The 26,326-nt window shown below is 34.9% G+C and carries 11 protein-coding genes; 3 read left to right on the plus strand and 8 right to left on the minus strand.

From position 1 onward, the window contains the following. Positions 1-23: 23 nt before the first annotated feature. Entirely contained in the window at positions 24-2,339 is a 2,316-nt protein-coding gene (locus P2W65_RS19335) for a TonB-dependent receptor (protein ID WP_289660193.1), read from the minus strand. A 323-nt stretch (positions 2,340-2,662) separates the two neighbouring features. Here P2W65_RS19335 and P2W65_RS19340 point away from each other — a divergent pair, with 323 nt between their 5' ends. From P2W65_RS19340 to P2W65_RS19350, 3 genes are all read left to right on the plus strand, one after another. Next, positions 2,663-5,032, plus strand: a complete 2,370-nt coding sequence (locus P2W65_RS19340) for a TonB-dependent receptor (RefSeq protein WP_289660196.1) — start codon at positions 2,663-2,665, stop codon at positions 5,030-5,032. 21 nt (positions 5,033-5,053) lie between these two features. Next, positions 5,054-6,268 carry a DUF4374 domain-containing protein gene (locus tag P2W65_RS19345; RefSeq protein ID WP_289660198.1) on the plus strand — a complete coding sequence of 405 codons (1,215 nt, stop codon included), beginning with the start codon at positions 5,054-5,056 and terminating at the stop codon, positions 6,266-6,268. 566 nt (positions 6,269-6,834) lie between these two features. Continuing rightward, complete coding sequence (locus tag P2W65_RS19350; RefSeq protein ID WP_289660201.1) at positions 6,835-11,223, plus strand: hybrid sensor histidine kinase/response regulator transcription factor; 4,389 nt, start codon at positions 6,835-6,837, stop codon at positions 11,221-11,223. 285 nt (positions 11,224-11,508) lie between these two features. On the opposite strand, the gene P2W65_RS19355 is transcribed toward P2W65_RS19350, so the two are convergent. The 7 genes from P2W65_RS19355 to P2W65_RS19385 form a co-directional block, all read right to left on the minus strand. Next, complete coding sequence (locus tag P2W65_RS19355; protein ID WP_289660204.1) at positions 11,509-13,146, minus strand: glycoside hydrolase family 43 protein; 1,638 nt, start codon at positions 13,144-13,146, stop codon at positions 11,509-11,511. Between the two features lie 27 nt (positions 13,147-13,173). After that, positions 13,174-14,409: a glycoside hydrolase family 88/105 protein gene (locus P2W65_RS19360; RefSeq protein ID WP_289660206.1), complete on the minus strand. Its 1,236-nt coding sequence runs from the start codon at positions 14,407-14,409 to the stop codon at positions 13,174-13,176. A gap of 214 nt (positions 14,410-14,623) precedes the next feature. After that, positions 14,624-17,092: a glycoside hydrolase family 95 protein gene (locus tag P2W65_RS19365; RefSeq protein ID WP_289660208.1), complete on the minus strand. Its 2,469-nt coding sequence runs from the start codon at positions 17,090-17,092 to the stop codon at positions 14,624-14,626. A 116-nt stretch (positions 17,093-17,208) separates the two neighbouring features. Further along, positions 17,209-18,708: a pectate lyase gene (locus tag P2W65_RS19370; protein ID WP_289660210.1), complete on the minus strand. Its 1,500-nt coding sequence runs from the start codon at positions 18,706-18,708 to the stop codon at positions 17,209-17,211. A 196-nt stretch (positions 18,709-18,904) separates the two neighbouring features. Then, the gene (locus P2W65_RS19375; protein WP_289660212.1) at positions 18,905-20,494 is read right to left on the minus strand and encodes a hypothetical protein; all 1,590 of its coding nucleotides are present in this window, start codon (positions 20,492-20,494) and stop codon (positions 18,905-18,907) included. 25 nt (positions 20,495-20,519) lie between these two features. Continuing rightward, on the minus strand, positions 20,520-22,541 hold the full coding sequence (locus P2W65_RS19380) for a RagB/SusD family nutrient uptake outer membrane protein (RefSeq protein ID WP_289660214.1): 2,022 nt from the start codon (positions 22,539-22,541) through the stop codon (positions 20,520-20,522). Positions 22,542-22,553: 12 nt separating this feature from the next. Then, complete coding sequence (locus P2W65_RS19385) at positions 22,554-25,922, minus strand: SusC/RagA family TonB-linked outer membrane protein (protein WP_289660216.1); 3,369 nt, start codon at positions 25,920-25,922, stop codon at positions 22,554-22,556. Between the last annotated feature and the right edge of the window lie 404 nt (positions 25,923-26,326).

Genomic DNA, 26,326 nt, shown 5'->3' on the forward strand with positions numbered 1-26,326 from the left:
GCGTGCAAAAAATGATTTATTTTTTAAAATTTATAACGCAGATTTAAACTAGTTGTCATACCGCTGCCCATCACATAATCTGCATTTACAGCACGATACTGGCTTAAAGTTGAATAATAACTGTTGTTTAATAAATTCTCAACTCCTAAGTTTAGTGACCAGTTTTTATTAAAGGCATAACTTCCTGCAAAATTAATTAGGTTCACTGTCGAAATTGGTCCTTCACTATTATTATATCTTCCATTCGTATTAGGTTCAAAACGATTACGACAACCAGTATTAACCCAAGATAATTGCAAAAACCAGTCAGATGTAGGTTTGTAATTAATGAATCCAGTTGCTTTAGGAGGAGCAATACGTGATCCATTTAAATAAACAGTACTTCCATCATCAAATTCAGCTTTTCCATCAACATACGAATAACTTCCGCCTAGATTTAATTTATTAGAAACTCTATAATCTAAAGTTATTTCATATCCTTTAATTTTTTCAGGCTCACGCTGTGCAACCAAACGACCATCAACTTCGATTAAATTAGCTCCTAATTTTGATGTACTGATATAATACGCTGCTGTTACATTAAAATTGTAAAACTTACTAGAAAAACCAGCTTCATAATTATTGGTAATAATTGGGTCAGTTGCTAAACTCGCTATAGTACTTTCTTCTGCACTTCTCAAAATTCTTCCTAATTCATTTATAGCAAACGCCTGAGAAAAACTCACAAATGGATTAAAGATTTCATATTTGTTAAAACGAAGACCAGCATTGAACATCGTTGCATTATATGGAATTTTACCTCCTTCTACAAAAATACTTCCTTGATTTCCTGGCCCTGAAGCAATTGTATTATAATCATCAACACGCACTGTAGCATTCTCATAACGTAATCCTCCTTTAAAAATTAAGTTTTCTAAAACATCTACTTTTAATTGTGCGTAAGGAGCAATATTCAACATGTCCATTTTAGGAATGTAAACACGTCCATCAACTAAATCCTGAAAAGTAACATCATTTAAGACATCAATACCATACGTAATTTCAGAAGCAACTGAACCAATTTTAAAAGGCGTATTCAAGTTAATACGTGTTCCGTTTTTATTAGAATTAATCATTGTCTGTCCAGGCCCGTACCAAGCTGTTGCAGACGCGACATAACGATTCATTGATTGAAAAGAATTCAAGTAAGCCGAAATATCCAGTTGTGTCGTATTAAATAAATTGTTTTTCGAAAAGGTAAACATAAAATTATGGTTGAACGGCGTTCCTGCATTTTTACCAGGTTCTGTGCCTCTCACACCAATTGTAGGAGTCTGACCATATATTCCTGCTTGGCTAATATATTTAGCATTCTGAGTACTACTATAAAAATTGTAGACCACATTAAAACTAGTATGCTCGTCCATATCATATCCTAATTTCACAAAAGCATTTGATTGAGAAGAATTAGAAAGCCCATCTGTCTGTCCTAGAGGTTTGCCATCGGCATCTCTTTGAAGTCCAGTGTAGTCAAAAGCTCCACCAATCACATAACTAAATCTGTTTTTTCTTCCGTTAAAAAACTGTGAAACACGATAACCAAAAGTTTCTTTACTATGCAGCGGATTAAAAGTAGTCCCAACGGTAGTTATTCCCTGAAAACTATCAACCAACGGACTTTTTTTAGTAATATAATTGATAATTCCACCTCCAGAACCGTTTCCATAAATAGAAGTAGCTCCCTTAATCACCTCAATACGCTCAATTGCATTGGCATCGACCACACGAATATCACGAGCCCCATTCATTAAAGGTGTTGACTGCGGAATTCCATCAATCAAAACTAAAACCTGACGTCCTCTTAAAGTCTGTCCTGAGTTAGTGGCTTTATTTGTCGATGTGCCAAGCCCTGGAATAACATTTCCTAAAATAGATGATAAATTAGTATTGATACTGCTTTGAACTTGTATTTCTTTTTGGCTCATTATGGTTATCGAAGAAGGAACTGTAGCAATATTTTCTTGCTTTCTACCGGCCGTAATTACAACTTCCTGCAATTTATTCTCGCTGATTAAAACAATTGAAACTATATTTTTTTCTTGCAGATTCGAAAAAACATGCGCAAATGGCTCATATTCCGAAGCTGTAATTGAAACAGTATTGTTTTGTATTTCACTGCTTAAAACTGAAACTTCACCTGACTTATTTGTTGTACCAATAATTTTATTGCCAGAAGAAACTGAAGCATTTGAAATAGGGTTTTTCGATTCATTTTCAACCTTTAAGCGAAGTGATTGTGCATTTAAACTAACGGTTAAAAAAAGTAGAATAATTAGAAAAATAGGGCGTTTAAAATTCATTTTTAAGGTATTCAAAAAAAACATTACTACGTTATTTTTATTTAGATTGATTCTTTGCAAAAGTAGGCATTCTAAATTATTCCACAAATAGTCAAGATTTTTAAGTGATCATCTTACGACTTAAGCAACTATCATTAATAGTTCTTTTTGGTACAAACTGATCAATTTAAAGGGCTATTTTTTTCAAATAAGATGTAGAAATATATTACCATTTATGGAAAATATTTTCATATACCCTTAGTATATTATTAATAAATAATTTCATACTTTTGAACTCTTTTTATTCATTCTAAATAAAAACAAATACATTCTAACCTTATTTCATGAAACTCAAAATAGTACTGCTCTTAATTTTTTCGTCGACATTTTTAATAGCGCAAAATACCTTATCAGGTAAAATAAGTAATGAATCTGGAAGTCCTTTGGCAGGAGTTAGTATCCAGCTTTTAGGTACAGCAATTAGTGTAAAAACAAATACTAGCGGATTTTATCTGATAGAAAATCTGGCAAATGGCCAATACACAATCGAAGTAAATTCAGATGGATATATTTCAAAAAAGCATCCCATTATTTTAGAAAATTCTCAAAATATTTCCGTTGACATTATTTTAGAAAAGACAGCTCAAACATCGAGCGATGCAGAGAAATTAAATGATGTCGTAGTAAAGAGTATATCTGAAAAGAGAAAAAAAGAAGAAACGGCACAAGCCGTTTCTGTAATAGAAATGAGGGAAGTGAAGTTTAAAACTACAGACTTAGGCGAAGTACTTTCACAAACACAGGGTATAAATGTTAGACGTACCGGTGGTTTAGGTTCAAGAACAAACTTTTCAATGAATGGATTAACAGGCAATCAAATCCGTTTCTTCTTAGACGGCATTCCATTGGAATATCATGGTTATACTTTCGGGATTTCGACAGTTCCTGTTAATTTGATTGATCGTGTAGAAGTGTATAAGGGAGTAGTTCCAATTGAATTTGGAGCGGATGCTCTTGGTGGTGCTGTCAATTTAATCACCCCAAAAATCAAATCTGGTTTTAGTGGTTCTTTTTCAGCTCAGGCAGGATCTTTTGGAACCTACCGAACCTCTTTAATACTTAATAATTACAATGAAAAGACTGGATTTTTTATAAAGGGAAGCGGCTTTTATGATACCTCCAAAAACAATTATAAAGTAGATGTTGATGTTGCTGATGATGCCGGTAAGATAAAAAAGGTAACTGTACCAAGATTTCATGATGCATACGATGGCTTTGGAGTACAATTAATAACGGGTATCAAAGACAGAAACTGGGCAAAGCAATTGAGCATAGAAGGATTTTACACCGATTATACAAAAGAAATCCAGCACAATCAATTAATGGTTGGAGTTCCTTACGGAGAGGTAATGACTTATCGAAAATCGGCGGGAACCGTCCTCACCTACCGCAATGACTTTAGTGAAAGTTTTGCGTTAGATTTTATCTCAGGATATAATTATAGAGAACGACAGTTTACAGATGTATCCGACTATGTCTACAATTGGTATGGTGAACGCATTGAAGGCTCTGCAGGAAATGTCAGCGGAGAGATTTCAGAATCTACTGGCCCAAGTGATACTTATACTTGGAATAATGATGTTTTTTCACGTCTAAAAGCTTCATGGAAAATCAATAACCAATATGCCTTAAGTTTTACTTCTGCTCCCACCTATTCTAAACAAACCGGAGACGACAGACTTATTACGGGCTATGATCCTGCCACTGCCGTAAGAGAATTGCTCACATGGGTTAATGGTGCTGACTTTAAAATAAATGCATTTCATGAAAAATTAGAGAATCTATTGTTTATTAAAAATTACCTGCAAAAAGTAAATTCTGAAGAGAAAATACCGTCTAACAACTCCATAATCAAAGAAAACAGAAGTGTGAACTATTTTGGTTTTGGAAATGGATTTCGATTTAAATTTAATGAACAATTTTCTACCAGACTAACGTATGAATATGCCACCCGTCTGCCTCAAACAGATGAATTGTTTGGAGATGGACAATTTATACAAGGTAATATGAACTTAAAACCGGAGCGCAGTCATAATGTCAATTTTGAGCTTTTTTTCAAATCTAAAACTAATTATGAAGCAAGCAACTGGCAGGTTCAGACTAATCTCTTTTTGAGAAAGATAGACAATCAAATCTTATTTGTGCCCAGCTTAGACCGTAACAATACTTTTCAGAATGTATTTGCAGCAACCTCTAAGGGAATTGAAGTTTCAGGAAGCTGGACTTCTAAAAATGATAAACTTTCATTTCACGCTAATAGTACATACCAGCACTTTTACAATGATTCAAATGAAGGAATATTTGCCGCTTACAAAGGAGATAGAGTACCTAATCAACCCTACTTTTTTGCTAACGGAGGGGCTAATTATTCTTTTCACAACATAATAGGCAAATCAGATAAATTATCATTTTTTCTTGATGCCAGATACGTGTATGAATTTTTTAGAAGCTGGGAAAGCGCTTCTGTAAATCCATTTGTTATTCCGAGTCAGCAGACTTTTGATTTGGGTACTACTTATCATAACAGCCTTGGTGGTGTTAAATATGCCATAACTGCAGAGATTCAAAACTTAACCAATGAAAAAAATTATGACTTTTTTGGTGTACAAAAGCCGGGAAGATCATTTAACATCAAATTAGTAACTCAATTTTAATTAATTATACAACCAATAAGTATGAAAACAAATCGATTTTTTACAAAGTATACCGTTGCGGCAATAATGTGTTCGGTATTCGCTTTAACATCATGTAGTTCAGATGATAACAAAACCGATGAAGGCCAGGGTGATAATCCAGCTGTTATTGCATCAGTTCGTGTAAATACTCCTTCAGGCAGAGTTTTTTATTTAGGAGCATACGATAAATTTCCTTCGACCCTTGATTATAAAACAATGACAGAGATTGGTCCAGGCGCAACAATATATTCTTATGGCGAACACCCTTATGTTTGGAATGGTACAGCATCAACCTTGACCAAATACAATGTAAGCAACGATATGAAAATTTCGAGTGCAGATGCTTTAAGCCTTACTGGTACAGGTGTAAGCGGTACTTTTGGTCCTCCTGCTTTTGTATCTGAAACAGAAGCTTATTTTTTCGCTTTAAATGATGGAAAAATTATTAAGTTCAATCCAGCGACTATGTCTATAACAGAAACTATAACTGTTACCCCATTACCATTAAGCAACGACGCGGCTATTAAAACATCTACTTATATGAGTTATGTTACTTCGGCAAAAAAAATCATTTTACCTGTAGCAGCAACGCCAACTGATTTTAATAAATTTCCGCAATATGCTCAAATTGCTGTTTTTGATATTGCGTCAAAAGTGGTTACTTATGTTAAAGATACTCGCATGTCAATGGGCTATGATACGTTTGCAAAAGGAAACGATGGCACTTTATACTACAGACCTTCACGTGCTACATCTCTGTCATTAGATTATAGCACAGTAACGGGCGCACCTCCTGCTGGCGGACTATTAAAAGTAAATCCTAACGGAACATTTGATCCTAACTTTTTCGTAGACTTAAAAGCGCCGTTAAATGCGCATTCAGTAAATGTCGTAGCATATGTTCATGGAGATAAAGCTCTTGCTCAATATCTTGACAATACCTTTACGCCACCAGCAAAACCAGCTGATTGGTATAATGCACCTACAAAATTTGCTCTTGTAGATTTAAAAACGCTAAAAGTTGAACCTTTTACTTCTTTTGAAAAATACGGTACTGTTTATACAGTTGGTACGATTGATGGCGTAGAATATTATGGAAATATCACTGCTCCTGATGGAAAATTCAGTCTTTTGAAACAAAAAGGAGCTGCTGAATTCGAAGCTGTTTCTGAAGCTATCGGCGGTAGTTTAATATTTGTTGGAAGATTAAGATAACACATATATTGAATAGCATAAACTTAAAAGAATCTGTCTAAAAGGGCAGATTCTTTTTTATATACCATCTGTCTTTCCTTGTGCCTCTACTTCCCAGATACAGAAATTAAATTCTACAAGCATTGAGTAATACAAGCTACAAACTTTATACCTAAAAAATATAATAAAATCATCTCCAACAATATAAAAGCTCTTTTTTAGTGATAAAAAGAGTCTAATACAAAAACTATAAAGTCTATTCATTAGAAATATACCTGATTATTTAATCGCTCTGTTAAAAGCCTGTTTAGGAGTTTTTTTTAGCATCGAAAATTCTAAAAGCAAAGCAAATGATTCTTAAAACACAAATATTGTTATTTATCCCCTTAATATTTGTGAAATGCCTACTAATTAAAACTCTCAGAAAAGATAAGTTTGCTAATTATAAAATAAATTATTCTTTATAATTCCAGTAATTTATAAACGAATTTTTATTATTTCGCTTCAATGATTTTAGGTCATAATTATGACAAACAATTTCCTATTTTAGTGCATTTTATCTTAAAAACAGTATCCGTTGAATTTCTATGAGATTTTTAAAAAAAAAATACCATTATGCTTTAGTGCTTTTATTGCTTTGCAGGTCAATCTGTTATTGCCAAGAAAGCTACACTTTTAACCATTATCTGGTAGAGGATGGACTACCGCACAATATTATCAATAATATTATTCAGGATAAAAAAGGATTTATGTGGTTTGCCACCACTAACGGCTTAAGCAAGTACAATGGATATAGATTCAAAAACTACAAAACAGAAGCTACGGATAAAGTTTTGATGAAAAACAACCGTATCGATTGGATTACCGAAGATGCTTTCGGAAAAATATGGATGCGTACATTGTCCAACAAAAATAAAGTCTATTGCTTTGATCCTACGATAAATGAATTCTGGGGAGCCGAATTAATACCGGAAGTAGTAAAAAACAATATAGAAATTACTCAGATACTTCCTCAAAAATCAGGTTTAGTATGGCTTATCACAAAAAATAACGGCTGTATTGCCATTACAAACAACAGCTATTCTTATCAAATTTTCAGTAAAGATAATGGACGCTTAAATAGCAATAAAGTCATAACCATTTTTGAAGATCATTCTAAAAACAGCTGGATTTTAACGGAGCGCGGCATTATGCTACTAAAAGCAAATCAACTTCAGACCAATCCAAAATCACTATTAGGAGTAAATGAACAATCTAAAACATTTTACAGCGCACTGGAACTTGAAGATGAAATCTGGTTTGGAGGCGCTGACAGCAATTTACTTCAATATACGAAAGGAACACAAAACTACAGGACTCATCAATTAGGTTTAAATGGTGAGATAATTATTCTAAAAAAAGTAGACAGTTCGACAGTTATCGCTATAACCGAGCAGGCTGATTTTTGTCTACTAAACATTCATACTGGACAAACAAGTAAGTTTAAAACTTCTGATATAACAAATCTCGAACAAAAGAAAATAAACGTTATAAGGCTGACACAAGATCTATTATGGTTTACCAATAATGATGAAGCCGGCATTTATGCTGTGAATATAAAAACTAAAAAAGTAAGTTATTTTCCAGCTGGCGCTGATGAAACTGGACTAACTCAGTTTTCTGTAAAAGCGACTGTATTGACTAATACAAAAGGAGAAATCTGGGTGCAACCCAATAATGGCAGTTTTTCAAAATACGATGCTACTACCAACCGTTTAATTCCTTTTGAAACTACAGCTTATTTTCCGAAAGGAAACTTCAGCAATAAATTTCATATTGCTTACTTTGACCGACAAGGCAATTTATGGTACAATACACAGACCGCAGGAATTATAAAAGTTACTTTCAGTCAAAATAATTTTAAAGCTTTAAAGATTGAAAATCCTCAAATAAAATTAGGCATTAAAGATGTTCGTGCCGTATTTCAGGATAAAAACGAAAACATTTGGGTGGCGAATAAACAAAATCAGCTCATTCTTTTTGATAAAAACTTTAAAAAACTTGGATGTATTTCGCCTGACGGACAATTAGTTCCTCAGGCTGTCTGGAAAAAACCAATTTATAGCATTATTCAAGACAAAGAATCTGTAATATGGATTGGCACACGTGGAGACGGACTCTTTAAATTTAATCAAAAAGATCAAAACTACAGCTATCAGGTTCAACGCTTTAAGAATATAGAAAATAATCCGAACAGCTTAAGCAATGATAATATTTACACTATTTTTGAAGATCAGTCTAAACGTTTATGGGTTGGTACTTTAACTGGATTAAACTTAATTCGAAAACGAGGAAATACTTTAGATTTCATTAATCAGAATGGACGATTAAAGAATACGCTGCTTGAGAAGCATTTGCATATTCGCTGTATCAAACAGGACAAACAAGGCATATTATATATCGGATCTACAACTGGACTATTGGTAGTAGATGGCAAAAAAAGATTTCCAGAGCTGGTTTCTTCGATTAAAGTTTATGAAAAAACACAGCAAGAAACAGCTTGTCCAAAGAGTAACGATATTATTGATTTCTGTATGACTAAAAGCGGTCAGGCATTTATCGCAACGGCTGATGGCGGTATTAGTAAAGTCACAACCAGAGATGCATCAGGATATCCGAAAGAATTCAAACATTATACGCAAAAAGAGGGACTTCCATCCAATAATATTTTATCATTATTGGAGGACAATGATCAAAATTTATGGATCACAACCGATTATATCTTGACGCGCTTTAATCCTAGAGCAGAGCTCTTCGAAGTATATTCGGAAGTAAAACCAATTATGACCTTTAATAATTTTACCGAAGCGACAAGGATTAAATTACAAAGCGGCGAATTGCTATTTGGTTATGCCGAAGGATTACTGCATTTTTTTCCAAACCAGATAAAATCAAATAATACTATTCCAACATTAGCCTTAACAGATTTTCAGGTTTACAATCAAAATAGTAATAATGCCCCTTTTAATTTATCATACTCGATAGACAGTAACCCCGTAATAGAATTAAAACACAATCAGAATTTTTTTAATATAGAATTTGCTGCATTAGATTATATCAATCCTGAAAATATCAAATATGCTTATAAATTGGAAGGTTTTGATGAAAATTGGAATTATACCAATGATCAGCATGCTGCGTTTTATACCAATGTTCCAAAAGGAAATTATATTTTCAAGGTAAAATCGACCAACAGTCAAGGAAACTGGGTAACCAATGAACGTCAGATCAACATCACGGTACAGCCAGCGATTTGGAATACCTGGATTGCCTACATTATTTACAGCATGCTTGTACTGGGGATTATTTGGGGAATCAATCATGTAGTTTTGACCATGTATAGACTCAAAACCAATACGCAAATGGAGAAAGATATGTTTGAAATGAAACATAAATTTTTCATTGATATTTCACACGAACTACGAACTCCTCTTACTTTAATTACAGGCCCTGTTGATTATCTAATTAATGATTCTGGTACTTCGGAAGTCGTAAAAAAACAATTGACCTATGTATCTCAAAATACCAATCGATTGCAACGCTTGGTAAATCAGATCCTGGATTTTAGAAAAATACAGGATCAAAAACTACAGATTTCAGAAATCAATCTGACGGTGTTTGCCAACGATATATTCAATAATTTTTTAGAGACTGCACAAGAACGAAATATAACCTATTTGTTTGAAGTTGAAGGAGAAGATTTTCGTTTATGGGCTGATAAAAATGCCTTAGAAAAGATTTTAATGAATTTGTTGTCCAATGCTTTTAAATATACACCAAACGGAAAGTCGATTACATTAAAAATTACAAAAACGTCAAACCAATTGCAATTGCAGGTTATCGATTCGGGATTAGGCATACAAGAGGATTTTCAGAGCCGAATTTTCAATCGATTTTCATCTTATAATACCAATGCCAATAATCCGAGTACTGGAATCGGACTTTCAATGGTTAAGGAATTGGTGGAACAGCACCATGCAGAAATTACTTTCAGCAGTAAAACCAATGAAGGAAGCACTTTTACTTTACACTTTAAAATTGGCTATGATCATTTTAATGATGATGTAGAAATTCTTAATGAAGAACCTACAGCAATAATTGAGATTGCAAAAGAAGAAAATACGATACAAAAGACAAATGAAAAAGTCAAAGTATTAGTTGTTGAAGATGATTTGAATTTACGCACTTTTATAAAAAATGTATTGGAAGAAGATTATGAAGTAATCGAAGCCGAAGATGGCGAAGATGGATACCAAAAAATAGTCGAAAACACTCCAGATTTTGTAATTAGTGATATCATGATGCCGAAACTTAACGGAGTAGATTTGTTGAAGAAAATTAGAAATAACATAGAAACCAGTCACGTCCCTGTTGTGTTATTAACAGCAAAAACAACAATAGAAAGTCAGTTGGAAGGAATGAACTATGGTGCCGACGATTATATTACCAAACCTTTCAGTGTAAGTTATTTACGAGCCCGTATTGTGAATTTACTAGAACAGCGCAAACGCTTACAAAGTATTTTTGAAAACTATGATAAGAATACATTAAAAAGCGAACCTAATCCTAAAGAAGATTATGAACCAAAACCTCATTTAGTAAGCGACAAGGACGAAGAAATGATGCGAAAAATCATGGATTGCATCGAAGAAAATATTGACAATAATGAATTTTCAGTTGAAATTTTAGGAAGTACTGTTGGCTTAAACCGAACGACTTTATATTATAAAATAAAAAGTTTAACAGGTTATTCTCCTGTTGAATTTATCCGTGATATTAGAATAAAACGTGCTGCTCAATTATTATCTGACAGTCAGTTATTGATCAAAGAGATTGCAGATATGACTGGTTTTTCGGATATGAAGTATTTTACAAAATCCTTTAAAAACAAATACGGAGATACTCCAACTGAATACCGACATAAGCATAAAGCGTAAAAGTTAAAAAGATTACGTAATCAGTAAAAATCTAAAAATAGGATTCTAAATTTTAATTCAACCACAAATTGCGCAAATTCACACAAATTAATTTGCGAAAATTTGTGCAATTTGTGGTTATATAAAAAAAAAAACAGAATCCTTTACGCATAAAAAAAGAAGTCAGAAGACTTCTTTTATCCTAGTGCCAGTGAAAGTAACTAATTACAATTAACCACAAAAATACTTAATGACTTAAACCATAACCACCAGATCGAAAAAAAAATTAAACTTAAACTTAAAACCTTATTTTTCAATTTTAGAGACTCTAAACCAGTCCACATCGGCATAACCAGCATTATTTATTGTTCCTTCTCTTAGAGCTACAAAACCAACTTTTGAACCTATCCAAGTTCCTTCTGAAGCAATAAATTCAGAACCCGCTTTTATATACTTTTTATCATCTAAACTGTAATAAAACTGGCACTTGCCTCCTTTTTGAACCGTCACTCTGAAATAAAAAGTATTATTAGAAAGTGCTGCAATTTCAGTTGCAGTTTCTACAGCTCCTTTATCGGCTTTAGAGGCAGATAACTGCATTAATTTTAATTGACCATTAATTTGTTTAACGGTTAAACTGCTATAACTTCTTCCCATCACAACCAATCCAAATTGTTCATTGTCAAAATTGGGCGTAAATGTTATTTTAGAAGTTGCCATAAACTCTTCAGCAGGAAATTTTTGCGCCAATATGTTAGGCACCTGCCACAAACTTTTAAAATCCGCTGGCTTTGGAATACAATTCAAACGGAAATAGCCCATACCAGCTGAAGGATAACCCCAAACCAACTGTTTATTTGCATGCCACTGCCACTGAAATCCTTGCACAGGTTCATTAAATTCATCTGAATCTGGAGGTGTTGCTAAAGGATATTGTCCATTTACGTTAGGTTTTTTAAAAGTCAATACAGGTTCTCCAATACCATTTTTATCATTATCTACTCCCATAACCGGCCAGTCATTTTTCCAAGACATTGGATTTAAATGTACCACACGGCCATAAGCACCCTGATCCTGGAAATGTATAAACCAGTCTTCTCCTGTTACTGTATCAACCCAGGCTCCCTGATGCGGACCATTTACAACTGTTTTTCCTTGCTCCAAAACAACCTTTTCTTCATAAGGCCCATATATAGATTTTGATCTCAGGATTAACTGCCAGCCTGTTGCCACACCACCTGCCGGAGCAAAAACATAATAATAACCATTGCGTTTATAAAACTTAGGTCCTTCAACAGTCGTATGATTTTTATGACCATCAAACAAAAGCACCTCATCATCATTAGCCATACAGCTTAAAGGATCTATGGTACAAAGCATTAAAACACTTTTAGTTCCAGCACGGCTTCCCGCCAACGCATATCCTAGATAAGCCTTCCCATCTTCATCCCAAAAAGGAGCGGGATCTATAATACCTTTCGCTGCTTTAATCAAAACAGGTTCTGACCATTTACCATAGGGATTTTTGGTTTTCGTCATATAGATTCCGAAATCTGGATCTGGATAAAAAATATAATATTCCTCCTTATGAAAACGAATGCAAGGCGCCCAGACCCCATTTCCATGCTGTATTTTATCATAGGTTTCTACAGGAGGCTGTTTTGACAACGCATAATTCACTAATTTCCAATTGACCAAATCATTAGAATGCAGAATTGGAAGTCCTGGAATACAATTAAATGACGAAGCTGTCATAAAATAATCTTTTCCAACACGGCAAACATCGGGATCGGAATAATCGGCGTAGATAATTGGATTTTTATAATTTCCGTTTCCTAAGTCGGATACCCAAACCTTAGAAAGCGTTTCTGTATTTTTTTGTGCATAAACACTACCCATTTTTGTTAGGACTAAACAAGCAAATGCCACATATTTTATTTTCATTTGAATATATTTAAATTCGATTTAAGATTAAAGAATCGCCCATTGAGGATGCTTTTCCAGTATTAAACAAGCCATTATAAAAGGACCAATCGCCTTACCGTCATTAGATCTAACCGCTTCATGAATATAATAATCATAAGTCCCGTTTCGAACCAGATTGTCTGCCGGACCTAAACCAGCTCCCGCGCAGCACGAGGTAATTTCTATTTGCTTATTGGCATCTATTTTAATGAACTCTTTCCTAAAACCGGAATAGGCTTTTTTCAGTTGTTTAAGGTATTTTTTATTTAAGACTTCTAATTGAATTCCTTTGGCTAAGCCATAAACAAACATGGCTGACGCTGTCGCTTCTCGATAATTCCCTTCTCGTTTTGGATAATTAAGCACTTGAAACCATACGCCTGTAACAGGATCTTGAACTTTTAACAGAGAATCGGTCAGATCTTGAAACATGATTTGTAATGCTTTACGATCTTTATGCTTGGCTGGAAGATATTCTAAAACATCTATCAATGCCATATATAGCCATCCTACGCCACGTCCCCAATAGTTTTGGGATAGTCCGGTTTTAGGATCAGCCCAGTAAACTGTTTTACTGGCATCCCATCCGTGATAATACAATCCTGTTTTGGAATCTTTTAAATGCTTTTGTACAGTTAACAATTGCTTCGTAATATCATCGAAAGCCTGAGCGTCTCCAAATGTTACAGCATATTCTGCATAAAACGGAAGTCCCATATATAAACCGTCTAACCAAACCTGATTGGTATAAATTTTCTTATGCCAAAATGCTCCTTGATCGATTCTGGGCTGTTTTTTTAATTGTTCATGAAGTGCTTCAATTGCTATGCGATAGCGTTCGTCTTTTGTTTTTTCATATAAAGAAAATAATATCTTACCCGAATTAACATCGTCGAGTTTAAAAGACTCTAAACGATAACCGTCAATAATTCCTTTCTTGTTAATCAATACATCAGCATACGTGTTTTTAGCATAGTCAAAAAATTTTGGTTCGTTTTTTTCTTTGCTTACTTCTTGTAATGAAAGAGCAACTAAACCTTGTACATAACCCCATGAAGGCTTTTTCTGAAAATCGGTCATCCAAGCATCTGGATTATTATATAGTACAGATTCGGCTAGCTGTATTGAAAACGGCTTTTTTTGATTCTGTGCAAAAACGATTACGGAACTGCACAAAAGAGCCAAAATACTCACTCGCCTCAACATTTGTCTTTTTAATTTTTCTTTTTTAAACTTAAACATAACAATCTTAAATTAATCAAATAGTATTCATTCATGACCGATATTCTGGAAAGAATGATTTAAAAATTTATAATCACAAAACTACTTGCTGGCAAGGAACAAAGAGAGGTCAATATGCAAAATGTAAGGGGTCATTTGACAAAAAATTGCCTTCTCAGCAATATCAAGTTAAAAAACGAAGTAAATCATTATAAAAAGATGTCCTCTTTTTAAATTATTCTTCGGCATAAAAAGCATAACTACCTCCTTTTTCTGTTTTGATATCATATTCAAAAACTTTCGGACTTTTTATACCAATTAGTTTCGCTTTCGCCGAAATAATTGGATTCTGTATGTCTGGAATTTTGAAAAAGGAATTAGGATTTTCTCCTTTAGCAATTATCAAACCATTACCTTTTAGTTTTGAGTGGCTTCTCAAACGAAGATTTCCTCCAAGATTTGATTTTATGGTTACTACTGTAATTTTTCCTTTATCCCATTTCATTTCTACAATTTCAAAACCTCCCTGAGCTTTCAATCCTGTAACATTTCCTTTTTCCCATTCATCGGGTAAAGCTGGTAATAAATGAACTACGCCATCATAACTTTGTAAGAGCATTTCGGATATACCAGCGGTACAGCCAAAATTACCATCAATCTGAAATGGAGGATGTGCATCAAAAAGATTCGGATAGGTTCCGCCCGATTCACCTTTACTTTCCATTGGCGCAGGACGAAGCTGATCTTTAATCAATTTGAAAGCTTTATTACCATCTAATAATCGAGCCCACCAATTTACTTTCCAGCCCATTGACCAGCCAGTAGAAACATCTCCTCTGGATATTAATGTATTCTTTGCTGCTTCAACCAGTTCGGGCGTTCTTAAAGGAGATAACTGACCTGAAGGAAACAATCCGTACAAATGCGAAATATGTCTGTGTTTATCATTTGGTTTATCCCAATCGTGCAGCCATTCCTGCAATTGCGAATATTGTCCTATCTGCATAGGCGGTAATCGTTTTAAAGCTACAGCAACAGAATCAGCAAAATTCTTATCCGTTTCCAGCACTTTAGAAGCATTGATTATATTATTAAAAACATCAAAAACCAATTGATTATCCATCGTAGTTCCTGCTGAAACCCCAACACCGCCTTGATACGTATTTTCAGGAGAAATGGATGGAGATACTACTAACCATTTTTTCTCTGATTCTTCCTGAAGTACATCAAGGTAAAACTGCGCCGCTCCTTTCATAACTGGGTAATACTCTTTTAAAAATGCTGTATCGCCTGTATAAAGATAATGCTGCCATAAATGCTGGGTCAACCAAGCACCTCCCATTGGCCACATTCCATAAAAGCCACCGTCTACTATACCTGTTATACGCCACAAATCGGTATTATGATGCAGGTTCCAGCCTCTCGCATGATACATTTCTTTTGCACTTTCCTGTCCCGTTACTGCTAAATCTTTCAACATACTGAAAAGTGGCTGATGCATCTCACTCAGATTTGTGGTTTCTGCCGGCCAATAATTCATTTCAGTATTAATATTTACGGTGTACTTGCTATCCCAAGGCGGACTCAATTTATGATTCCAAATTCCCTGCAAATTTGCTGGCTGGTTTCCCGGCTGCGAACTGGAAATGAGCAGATATCTTCCAAACTGAAAATAAAGAGCCACCAGCTGCGGATCATAACTTGTATTGAATTCTTTTATTCTTATATCAGTTGTATTTTTTGACTGAGGAGAATCGCCAAGATTCAACGAAACTCTATTAAAATATTTCTGATAAGCCGAAATATGATTTTGATAAGCAGTCTCATAGTTTTTCTGAGAAGCTTTTTCTAAAATAGTTTTAGATTTCTGAAACGGATTTTCTGAAAGTTCTTTATAATTTTTAAAGTTTGTTGCTAAAGAAATTCGGACTATAACCTCATCTGCTTTATCAATCCAAAGTTTGTTTTCTTTTGAAGTTAAAGTTCCTCCTTTTAAAGTACAGCTGACTTGACCAACATAGTTTATTTTTCCAACTTTATTATCAACACTACCAGAAGTACCTTCGAAAATTAATCTGTTTTCTTCTGTTGTAGCCGAATTCAATACTTGTGGGCTTGTAGAAGTTATAGAAAAACTAATACTCTTTTTCTTGTCTGCGGTTAATTTTACAATAACGACATCATCCGAAAAAGAAGCCAAAATTTCTCTTTTGTATGATATGCCGTTTACTTTATAACTAACGGAAGTCACTGCTTTTTCAATATCCAAATCTCGTTTGTAATTGGAAAACTTTTCGTGTTCAGGAAAATCCAACCATAAACTTCCTGCAGTTTGATAAGGCATTCCATAATTTAAATCTTTTGGTGCTTGTCTTGGGAAGGTTTCATTAGAAAGGTCTTGAGCTTCCTTATATTTTTTATCGAAAATCAGCTTTCGGATAGCTTCAATACTAGTGTAGGTATTTTTAGGAACATTATTTCCCGGTTCGCCTGCCCAAATGGTTTCTTCATTCAGCTGTAATTCTTCTTTTTGCGGATTTCCAAAAATCATGGCTCCTAAACGACCATTTCCAATAGGAAGCGCTTCGTTCCAATTGGATGCAGGTTTGTCGTATTGCAACACTAACTTCTGAGCATTTAACTGTACTGTAACCAGCATGAAACAAAGGAATCCGACTATTCTTTGATATTTTACTATTTTCATTTTGTACTAAAGATAAAACACTTCTGCAATAGTCGGCTTACCTGCAAAAAACAAACTGTTCTCTGCAGGGGGAGCTGACTAAAAAACAAAAACGAATTGAATAATTCTAAAAAGGATTATAATTTTAACTGCTCTTCGGTCTGTTTAGCGACTATGCTATTCATGTAGACCTCGATATTATCGTAAGCTGTGCTGAGATTGTGACCATTTGCATCATATTTTACAGGATCAAGACCATTCTTTTTTTCCCATTCATCAGGTATTCCGTCGTTATCAGTATCCTTTAAAGGAATAGCTGAGGCTAAATTTGGCCATCCCCCTACAGCATTCTGACTGTCTATGATGCCATTTTTACTGCCATTTCCTCCATCTTTAATCGTTACTTTACCACTTTTGACATCATTAATAATGCGAATATCAACGGCATCACGAATCAACGATGCTCCTGCATATTGTAGTACTAAATCATGCCCTTTTTGAGCGGTGTGTGTCGTAACAGGCAAAGCGTTATGAGGTGTATTTTGTTTGATTGCCTTTTTATCAGCATCGGAAACTACACCGTAGCCCGGAGAAAACTGATTGAAAACGCCATAAGTCCAATTGTCTTTTGTGGCTTGTGGAGACCCTTCGATTACATTTCCATTGATATAATATTTTCCCCAAATATTGTATACTGGATTAGGAGAAATGTTCTCTTTAGTATTTTTATCAATAGAAATAATGCGATCCATTTTTACAGTTGCTGGCCCTGGTTGGTAATAACAGTTTACAATATTGACATTCATGGCTTCTCCTCCGTAACAGCTATTGCCTCCCCAATTGTAAATGACGTTATTTCGCAGATCCACTAAATCGGTAAGCGCAAAAGCATGATTGGCATATTCGCCCAAACGAGGGTTACGACTGTCATTACTGGCTACTAAATTATGATGGAAAGTGGCATTTTTACCGCCCCAAATTCCGCCATATCCATGAGATCCTTTAGCATGAAAAGAGTTTTTTAAAGCTTCAGAAATTATACACCATTGCAGTGTAAAATTTTCATTCTGATAAAAAGAAACACATTCATCTGTGGACCAGCTTACGGAACAATGATCGATAATAACATTCTTTTGAAAACGTCCGCCAAGTGCATCGGCTTCGATTTTGTTTACATCTCCCATTCGGAAACGAAGGTATCGCAATATTACATTATCAGCGCTGACACTTACATCGTAGTGCGCCACACAAATACCGTCCCCAGGTGCCGTCTGACCTGCGATTGTAATATCCTTGTTTCTAATATGCAGTGGTGACTTTAAATAAATCGTCCCGCTGATATCAAAAACAACAATCCTTGGCCCTTTTTGATTGATGGCATTTCGCAAAGTACCCGGTGTATCAGTATCTTCTAAAGAAGTTACTTTGATTACTTTTCCGCCTCTTCCTCCTGATGCTTTAGAACCTCCGCCTTCTGCTCCAGGAAAAGCAAAAGCTTCCTCTATTATAGGCTCTTTATTTATGATTTTATCTTTTAAAGCATCTGAAGTATGACTCCATTTTTCAGCGGGTATAAAAGATAATATACTGTAAGTACAAAATATTCCTAATACAGTACCAGTTAGTTTTTTATGCATAATAAGTATAGTTATTTAGTCTCTGTTTGCAGTCTCGGTCTCAGTTTGCTGTCTCAGTTTGCTGTCTCAGTTTTCAGTTTTAGTCTCCAGTTTAAAAAACTTTGCATCTTTGTAACTTTGTAACTAATTGATAATTTCAATGACAACAAAGGGAATATGATTGTCATAACTCCCTTTGTTTAAAATTAGTTAAAAATCAAAACCATCTTTTATCTCCTGCTACGCCTGTACCAGCGAAACCTGTTCCTTCTTTTATATGGAAATCGCCAAGAGCAGGATTTACAAATAAACCGTAGATATCTAACGGAACTGCTGTAATTCCTGTAAATGGTCTTGCATCCACAATTAAATCTTTGGTCATATAACTTCCTGTGTATGAAATTGGAATACTTGCATAAGTACCATTGGTACTATTGATTTTAGCTCCTCCGTTTGGCCCTCCAATAATCATATTCTGAATCGTAAGCTGTACTGGTTTTGCATTATCAAAAAGCCATAAATGTCCCATTGCAGTAGTAATATTGACGCAGGTAATGTTTGAAAAATTAATTTTTGTTGCCACACGAACATCCGCAAAACGAGTACTGATTTCTGTTAAAGTACAATTTTGAGCCGTAATCGAATTGATAACCTGTCCAGCTGCTACGTTAAAGACACCATAACCTCCTGTTCTGGAAATCTTGCTATTTACGACATTCACATCATTTACTACAGAAGTACCGCTTAAACGTACTATAGAGTTAATGTTATCTATTTCACAGCCGTCAATATTAATGTTGTGTACATTTTTGGTTCCCAAATCAATAAAAAATGCGGCAGCAGAAGTGGTGTTTAGATATTGAATAATTAAATCATTAATCTGTGTTTGTACTCTAAAACGTGCATTTAGTAATTTAGGCAATACACCATTAGAATCGGCAACACCCACAAAAGCAATATCATTAACTCCTGTCGGAATAGTGATATCTCCACCAATGTTATAAGTTGTATTTTTATCGAAAACAATGGTAAAGTTTTTAGAACCTGCAGCTACTAGGTCGCTAATAGCGGTTGCAATTGTAGTTGCATTATCAGTAGGAAGTACATTGTAAATCGTACTGTCGAATATACCTGTAGTTCTCACATTCAACGAACCTCTTACATTTGAATCATTAAGAATTTTTACTGTATAACTAGTTCCAATAGCCAAATTATCTATAACCAAAGTCCCTGTTATTTTCTGCTGTTCTGTTAGAGCGATTTCTTTAATACTTACTCCAGCTTGGTCATATAAAACCACTTTAGTAACCCTTGGAGAAATAGTCCAGTCAATAGTTAAACTATTTGCCGCTGGAGTATAACTTTTAAATAACTGCTCGGCAGGTGTTCTGAAAAAGATTTGGCTTAGTTTAGATTCAAGCCCGGTAGCTTCACTTACACTTTTCATACGAACCGAATAACCAGAATCACCATCCAGCTCACTAAATAGTTCACGGTATTCTACTTTGGTCTGATTGGTAGAAGTTGCAAAAGGAATCAAACTAGCACTTGATAATTCAACCGTTTTTACAATTTGATTGAATTGCAAACTGTCTTTACTAAACTCAAATATATATTTAGTAGCGTCAATGGATTTTGTAAATTTTAATTCTACCTGAGTAGATTCAACTTTAGAGACTTCAAAAATCAAAGATTTAAAAAGGCGTTCGTGCCCCTCTTCTACATCCCAATCGTTATAATCTTTTTCACAGCTTACAAATACTAAAGCAAGCAGAGAAAATAATCCGAATATTATATTTTTTTTCATTTCTTCCAATTTTACAGGTTAAGGTTTAATATCCGAAGGAGTTTGTTAAATTACCTTTAGACTCAAATAAATCTTCATAATAAATACAGAAATAATGTCTGTAATTACAGCTTTTATTTCCCATAGTGTATTGTACCAAATTGGATTGAATTTCTCCTCCATTAGTCATAGAACTTAAGAAGCTAGAATAATCATACGATTTATTAATACCTGTAGCTGCCAATAAAACACGTACTGGCCAATCGATATAATTTTTATTGGTTCCGCTGGTTGGTTTCTGCGCATTTTTCGTAAACCAAGATGCTGATAAATATTCTGGTCCAGGGCTGGCTCCTAAATTTCTATAATAATTAATCGAACTCTTATCGATATATTCTGCATTCTTGAACTTGTAATAAATTGTCTGTGGAAAGTCAGATACTTGATACGTTTTGTCAAAAATGGTAACCGCTTGTTTATTGTCCAGCATTAAACACAATGTTTTTTTCATGGTTTCAATTTTATCGTATAAAAGTCCCCATCTTACCAAATCATGTTTACGGATAGCTTCACAGCCAAATTCCCATGCACGCTCATTTACAATGGCATTGAAGAAATCAGCATCATATTGTTTTACTTTTGATGAATTGCTTCCAAAAGCACGGGCTCTAACGGTTTCTAATGCCTGACGCGGTGACATTTTTGCTATAGCATTAACATTATCTGGATTAGACAACTGGCTTTCTGCTTCGGCAAACATCAAATAAATATCAGAATAGCGCATTAAAATCCAGTTTACTCCAGTGGCAATTCGGGAATTCGCTGTTTTATGCAAAGTCAAATAAGACGGATTCATCCAGTCAAGACGCCATTTTGCAAAACTAACACTAAGAGCGTCTGTTTTCATTGTCTCTTTGTTTTCGCTTCCATAGCTCGTCCAAGACAAGGTAGTATCCCTGCGCAAATCATCTGGGTCAAAAGAATAAAAATAATAGGCCTGTGAACTCACATAACTTCCTCCAAAACCTCTTGAACCATATTTGGTATTAGAAGCTACTTCATAGCCCATTAATGAACCAATATCTCCATTATTCCCCAGACCAAAAGCCACTTCAAATAAATTTTCATTTGAAGCATTCTGTCCTAGATTACAAACTGTTTTCCAGATATTCTCGTAATTAGGATCTAAAGAATGCTGATGTTCTGAACTTCCTAAAATTTCTGCAGTTTGCTGTGCAGCGATCTGATAATAATCACGCCAGTTTTTAACACGTCCCACATAATATCCATTTTCAGCCTGCATTGTTGGATGATGCTCTACATTTTCATCTGAAAAAAGATTACCATCATGCAGTGACCATCCTCCTGCAAATAATGCTACTCTCGCTAACAATCCTTTGGCGAAAGCCTTAGAAATACGTTCTGCTGTAGTATATTCTGGTGCCGTTTTAAGATATGGCAGATATCCTACAGCTTCAGTCAAATCTTTTACCAGTTCTGCATAAACGACATCTCTATCTGTTTTTCCGATATAGACATTAGAAAGATCCGATTTTGATGGTTCGCCTTTATAAGGGATATCACCCCAAAATCTAACCAATTCAAAATAAGCAAGAGCTTTAAGGGTTAAAGCTTCACCTAAAAGCGGTTTCATTTCGTTTGCTTTGGATTCGTAAATAGGAGAATTGCGAATACCGTCTACGGCAGTGGAAGCCAATTCAGCAAACTGAAACAAACTCTCCCATTTGGTTGTAGTGTTATAAGGATCGTCATAAAAATTACCTGCTCCAGAATCAGAACTTGTCGAGTTGTATCCTGTTGTTGTAAATCCTGAATTGGTTTCAATATCACTGACTCCCTGCCAGTTTACAGACAATTTCTGTCCATAAATGTAGGTATCTGTCATTTTTCCATACACTCCCATCACGGCAGCTTTAGCCATTGAAGTCGTATTAAAAACCGTTTGTGAACTTAATTTTGAAGGCGAAGTGGTTTCTAAAAAGTCCTCATTGCAGGAAACGGTTCCTAAAGCAATGAGTATAAATGTAGTATAAATATATTTTTTCATGATAATAGACAATTAAAAAGTTATGTTGGCTCCAAATAATAGGGTTCTGGCTTTTGGATAAGCCGACCAGTCAAGTCCAGGTGTTAAAGGAGAGCTATTGGTGCTTACCTCTGGATCTTGTCCTGAGTAACGAGTCCAAACTTTTAGGTTATTACCCGACACATAACATCTTACTTTTTGAATAAATTTTCCTTTGGCAATAGTTTCAGGAAGTGTATAACCAATAGTAAGATTTCCTAAACGCAGAAATGAACCGTCCTCAATAGCCCAATCTGTAATAATAGTAGAGTTAGACAATGGATGCCAGATGCTAGCGCCTTGGTTTATTTCCTGCAATAATTGCGGATTGGCATCGTTACCAAACATGATGTTATTTCCAGTAACTGGATCGATGGTTGTAAAACGATTATCCAGACTCATCAATGCATTAGCGTTATTGTAACGTTTAGAACCACTGAAAGTTGAGTTATCTATTTTATTGGCATTATAAATATCATTCCCATAAGACCAGTTGAAAAGTGCTGAAAAATCTAAACCTTTAAAAGCACCGCTAAGAGCAAAACCTCCCGTATGTTTAGGCTGTGCGCGTCCAATAACTTTTCGGTCTTCATCAGGATTAATTACGTTGCCTGTACCGCTTAGTTTTTTTAGTTTCATGTGCCCTGGTCCAAAATAATTACCAGAAGTCGTAATTACTTTTGATGCATCGGCAACACCTTCTTTTAGAATCCATTTTTTCTGTACAGTATCGAAATTAAAATCATCGAATGTGTACATTCCGTCAGATACATAACCATACATCAAACCAACTGGCTGTCCTACACGAACTCTATAATCGTCACGTCCAACATTAGGCGCCCAGTTCGATGCTGCTATCATTTCGTTAGAACCGTCTAAACTTTTTACAACATTTTTGTTAAAGGCAATATTAAAGTTAGCGGATAATCTAAATTGAGAAGTTTCAACAATATTTCCGTTTACTGTAAATTCAATTCCTTTATTAGAAGTGCTTCCGATATTTTGGTATTGTGAAACATAACCTGAGTTGGAAGGCAATGCTACCGCTAATATTAAGTCATTAGTGTCAATTTTATAAGCATCAATATTAATGGTCAGTCTTTGATTAAAGAATCCTAGATCCAATCCTAAGTTGGTAGAGACTGTAGTTTCCCAAGTAAGATTTTCGTTCTTTAAAGTGTTCGAAGGTTTTAAAGAACTCTGTCCCACTTCACTTACATAAATAAGACGATTCGCTGCTGTTTCAAAACTATAATCCTGTCGCCAGTAGGAACCTACACGAGCATTTCCTACTTCTCCGTAGCTTAAACGAAATTTAGCATCGGATAACCAACTCTTGGTCTTTTCCATAAATTTCTCATCCGACATACGCCAAGCGAATGCTGCTCCTGGAAAATAACCCCAGCGGTTGTCTGGAGCAAAAACGTTTTTACCATCAAAACGGGAAGTAAAACTAAAAATGTATTTATCACGAAGCGTATAATTAATACGTCCGAAATAAGAAGAAGTTCTCGTTGGTTCTCCAATTGTAGTATAAGTAGGCAGAGGTGTACCATAATTCCACATTGCCAAAACATCATTGGCACCAAAATCTGAAGGGAAAAATTTAGATTGTATCAATGTTTCATTAACCTGAGAGCTTCTTGCTTCCTGTCCTAACAAAACATTGAACCTGTGTACTGTTTTGTTAAATGATCTATCATAACTTAAAGTATTTTGGATAGACCAATCTGCTCCTTTCACATCCTGACGTTTTGCTACTGGCTGACCTCCATTTGCACTCGCTTCTCCTGTATTTCGAAGCCAGATATTATCTGTATAATTTCTATTTACTCCATAACTCCCCTGAGTAACTATAGAAAGTCCTTTTATGGGTTTCCAAGTCAAACCTCCATTCATCGTCAGATTAAGATTGTTCTGCTCTTTATATTCGTTGGTAATATTGTAAATAGGATCATTTAAGCTACTCAAAGCTTCAGCTGAACTTATATTGTCCGTACCTCCTAAAGCCAATGCAGGATCCAGATAAGTCAAACTTCTTACAGGAGCATATTTAATACCATCTTTCAGTTTTCCTCCGTTGGAAACACTTGGCCCTGTAATTATGGTATTAGAAAAACGAGAGTTGAAATCAAAACGGAATTTAGAACTCAATTCTTTGTTCAGTTTAAAACTTACATAATCTCTTTTATAAGCAGAATTAACCATGATAAAATCTTCCTGATCATGTGTATAATTTACTTTGTACTGCAGTTTTGCATCTCCACCTGTTAACCCCATATCAGTATGCGTCTGCACGCCTGTGTTTCCGTAAAGCTGTTCCTGCCAGTCAAAACCTTTTTTAGATTTGTAAATATCCCTGTCTTCCCATAAACCATAGGCCGAATAAAAACTAGTACCCGCTACATTAGATCCCGGATCAAGTTCTTTCTGAAAGTATACATACTCATAAGGAGATAAAACATCGGTAAGATTGTAGGTCTTTTTTAAACCAGTATAGGCATTTACCGTAATTTCGGTCTTTCCTTTTTTCCCTGATTTTGTCGTAATCAACACTACTCCATTTGCTCCTTGAGAACCATAAATCGCTGTCGATGAAGCATCTTTTAATACATCAATAGTCTCAATATCGCCAGGCGGAATATCATTAATAGAATTGACCTGAAAACCGTCTACAATATAAAGCGGTGAATTGTCCTGAGTAATAGAACTTCCTCCACGTACTCTTACGTTAATCTGTGCATCAGGAGAACCTTCTGTAATTGTTACATTTACACCCGCTAAACGTCCGGCGATAGCCTGTAAAGCTGAGGTTGCCGGAATATCTTTTAAATCCTTCATATTTACAGAAGCGACAGAACCTGTTAAATCTTTACGTTTAGCAGTTCCATATCCAATTACGACTACTTCATCAAGGTTGGTCGAGGAATCTTTCATTGTAACATTAAAACTGCTTCTCCCTCCAACAGCAATATGCTGGGTTTCCATACCTATAAAAGAGAAAGTCAGTGTACCTTCTGATGGAACTTTTTCAAAAACAAAACTTCCGTCAATATCGGTCATTGTTGCTTTTTTAGTGCCTTTTAATACAATTGACACACCTGGAATTCCCAGTCCTTTTTCATCTACAACTTTCCCTTTTACCGTTATTTCATTTTGAAAAGATGGCAATAAATCAAAGGAAAAATGGTTATGGTTCTTACTGTTTCGGGAAAAATCGAAACGGGTTAGTGTGCTTGAATTTGAGTTCGTATTGGCATTGGCAGAAAAATCGAAGAGTAAAACTACTGCTGAAAGCAAAGCGGCTTTATTCCTAACTTTCTTTACCATGCCAAAGTGATTCTTTGACAAATTCTTTTTCATACAATAATGGTTTAAATTGGTTAGTTAGTATAGTTAAATAGTGAAATATTTATTCTAAAAATGATCTCGTCTTAGACCTAGTTTTGAAGCCGAATTGAGACCTTATTTAAACAATGCTTAAATAAGCGGTATTAAAAAAACACATTCCGAAAAAACGGATTTGTTTTTATGATTTATTGTTAAAACAAAACTAGATTTTAATCCTAATTTGAAGGAGGTCTAAACACAATATGATAGGGGGCATTTCACAGAATCCCTTTATTTTCAAGACTTTCAGGAATTACATCAGAAAAAACATCTGTTTTTTATCATTACAATTCCTAAAAAAACATCCAATGCTACCGTATAAAAAAAGAGCTGTGATTTTAAGAATATCACAGCTGCTTTTTATCTTTAGGAAACAA

Source organism: Flavobacterium panacagri (assembly GCF_030378165.1).
In the GTDB taxonomy this organism is placed as follows: domain Bacteria; phylum Bacteroidota; class Bacteroidia; order Flavobacteriales; family Flavobacteriaceae; genus Flavobacterium; species Flavobacterium panacagri.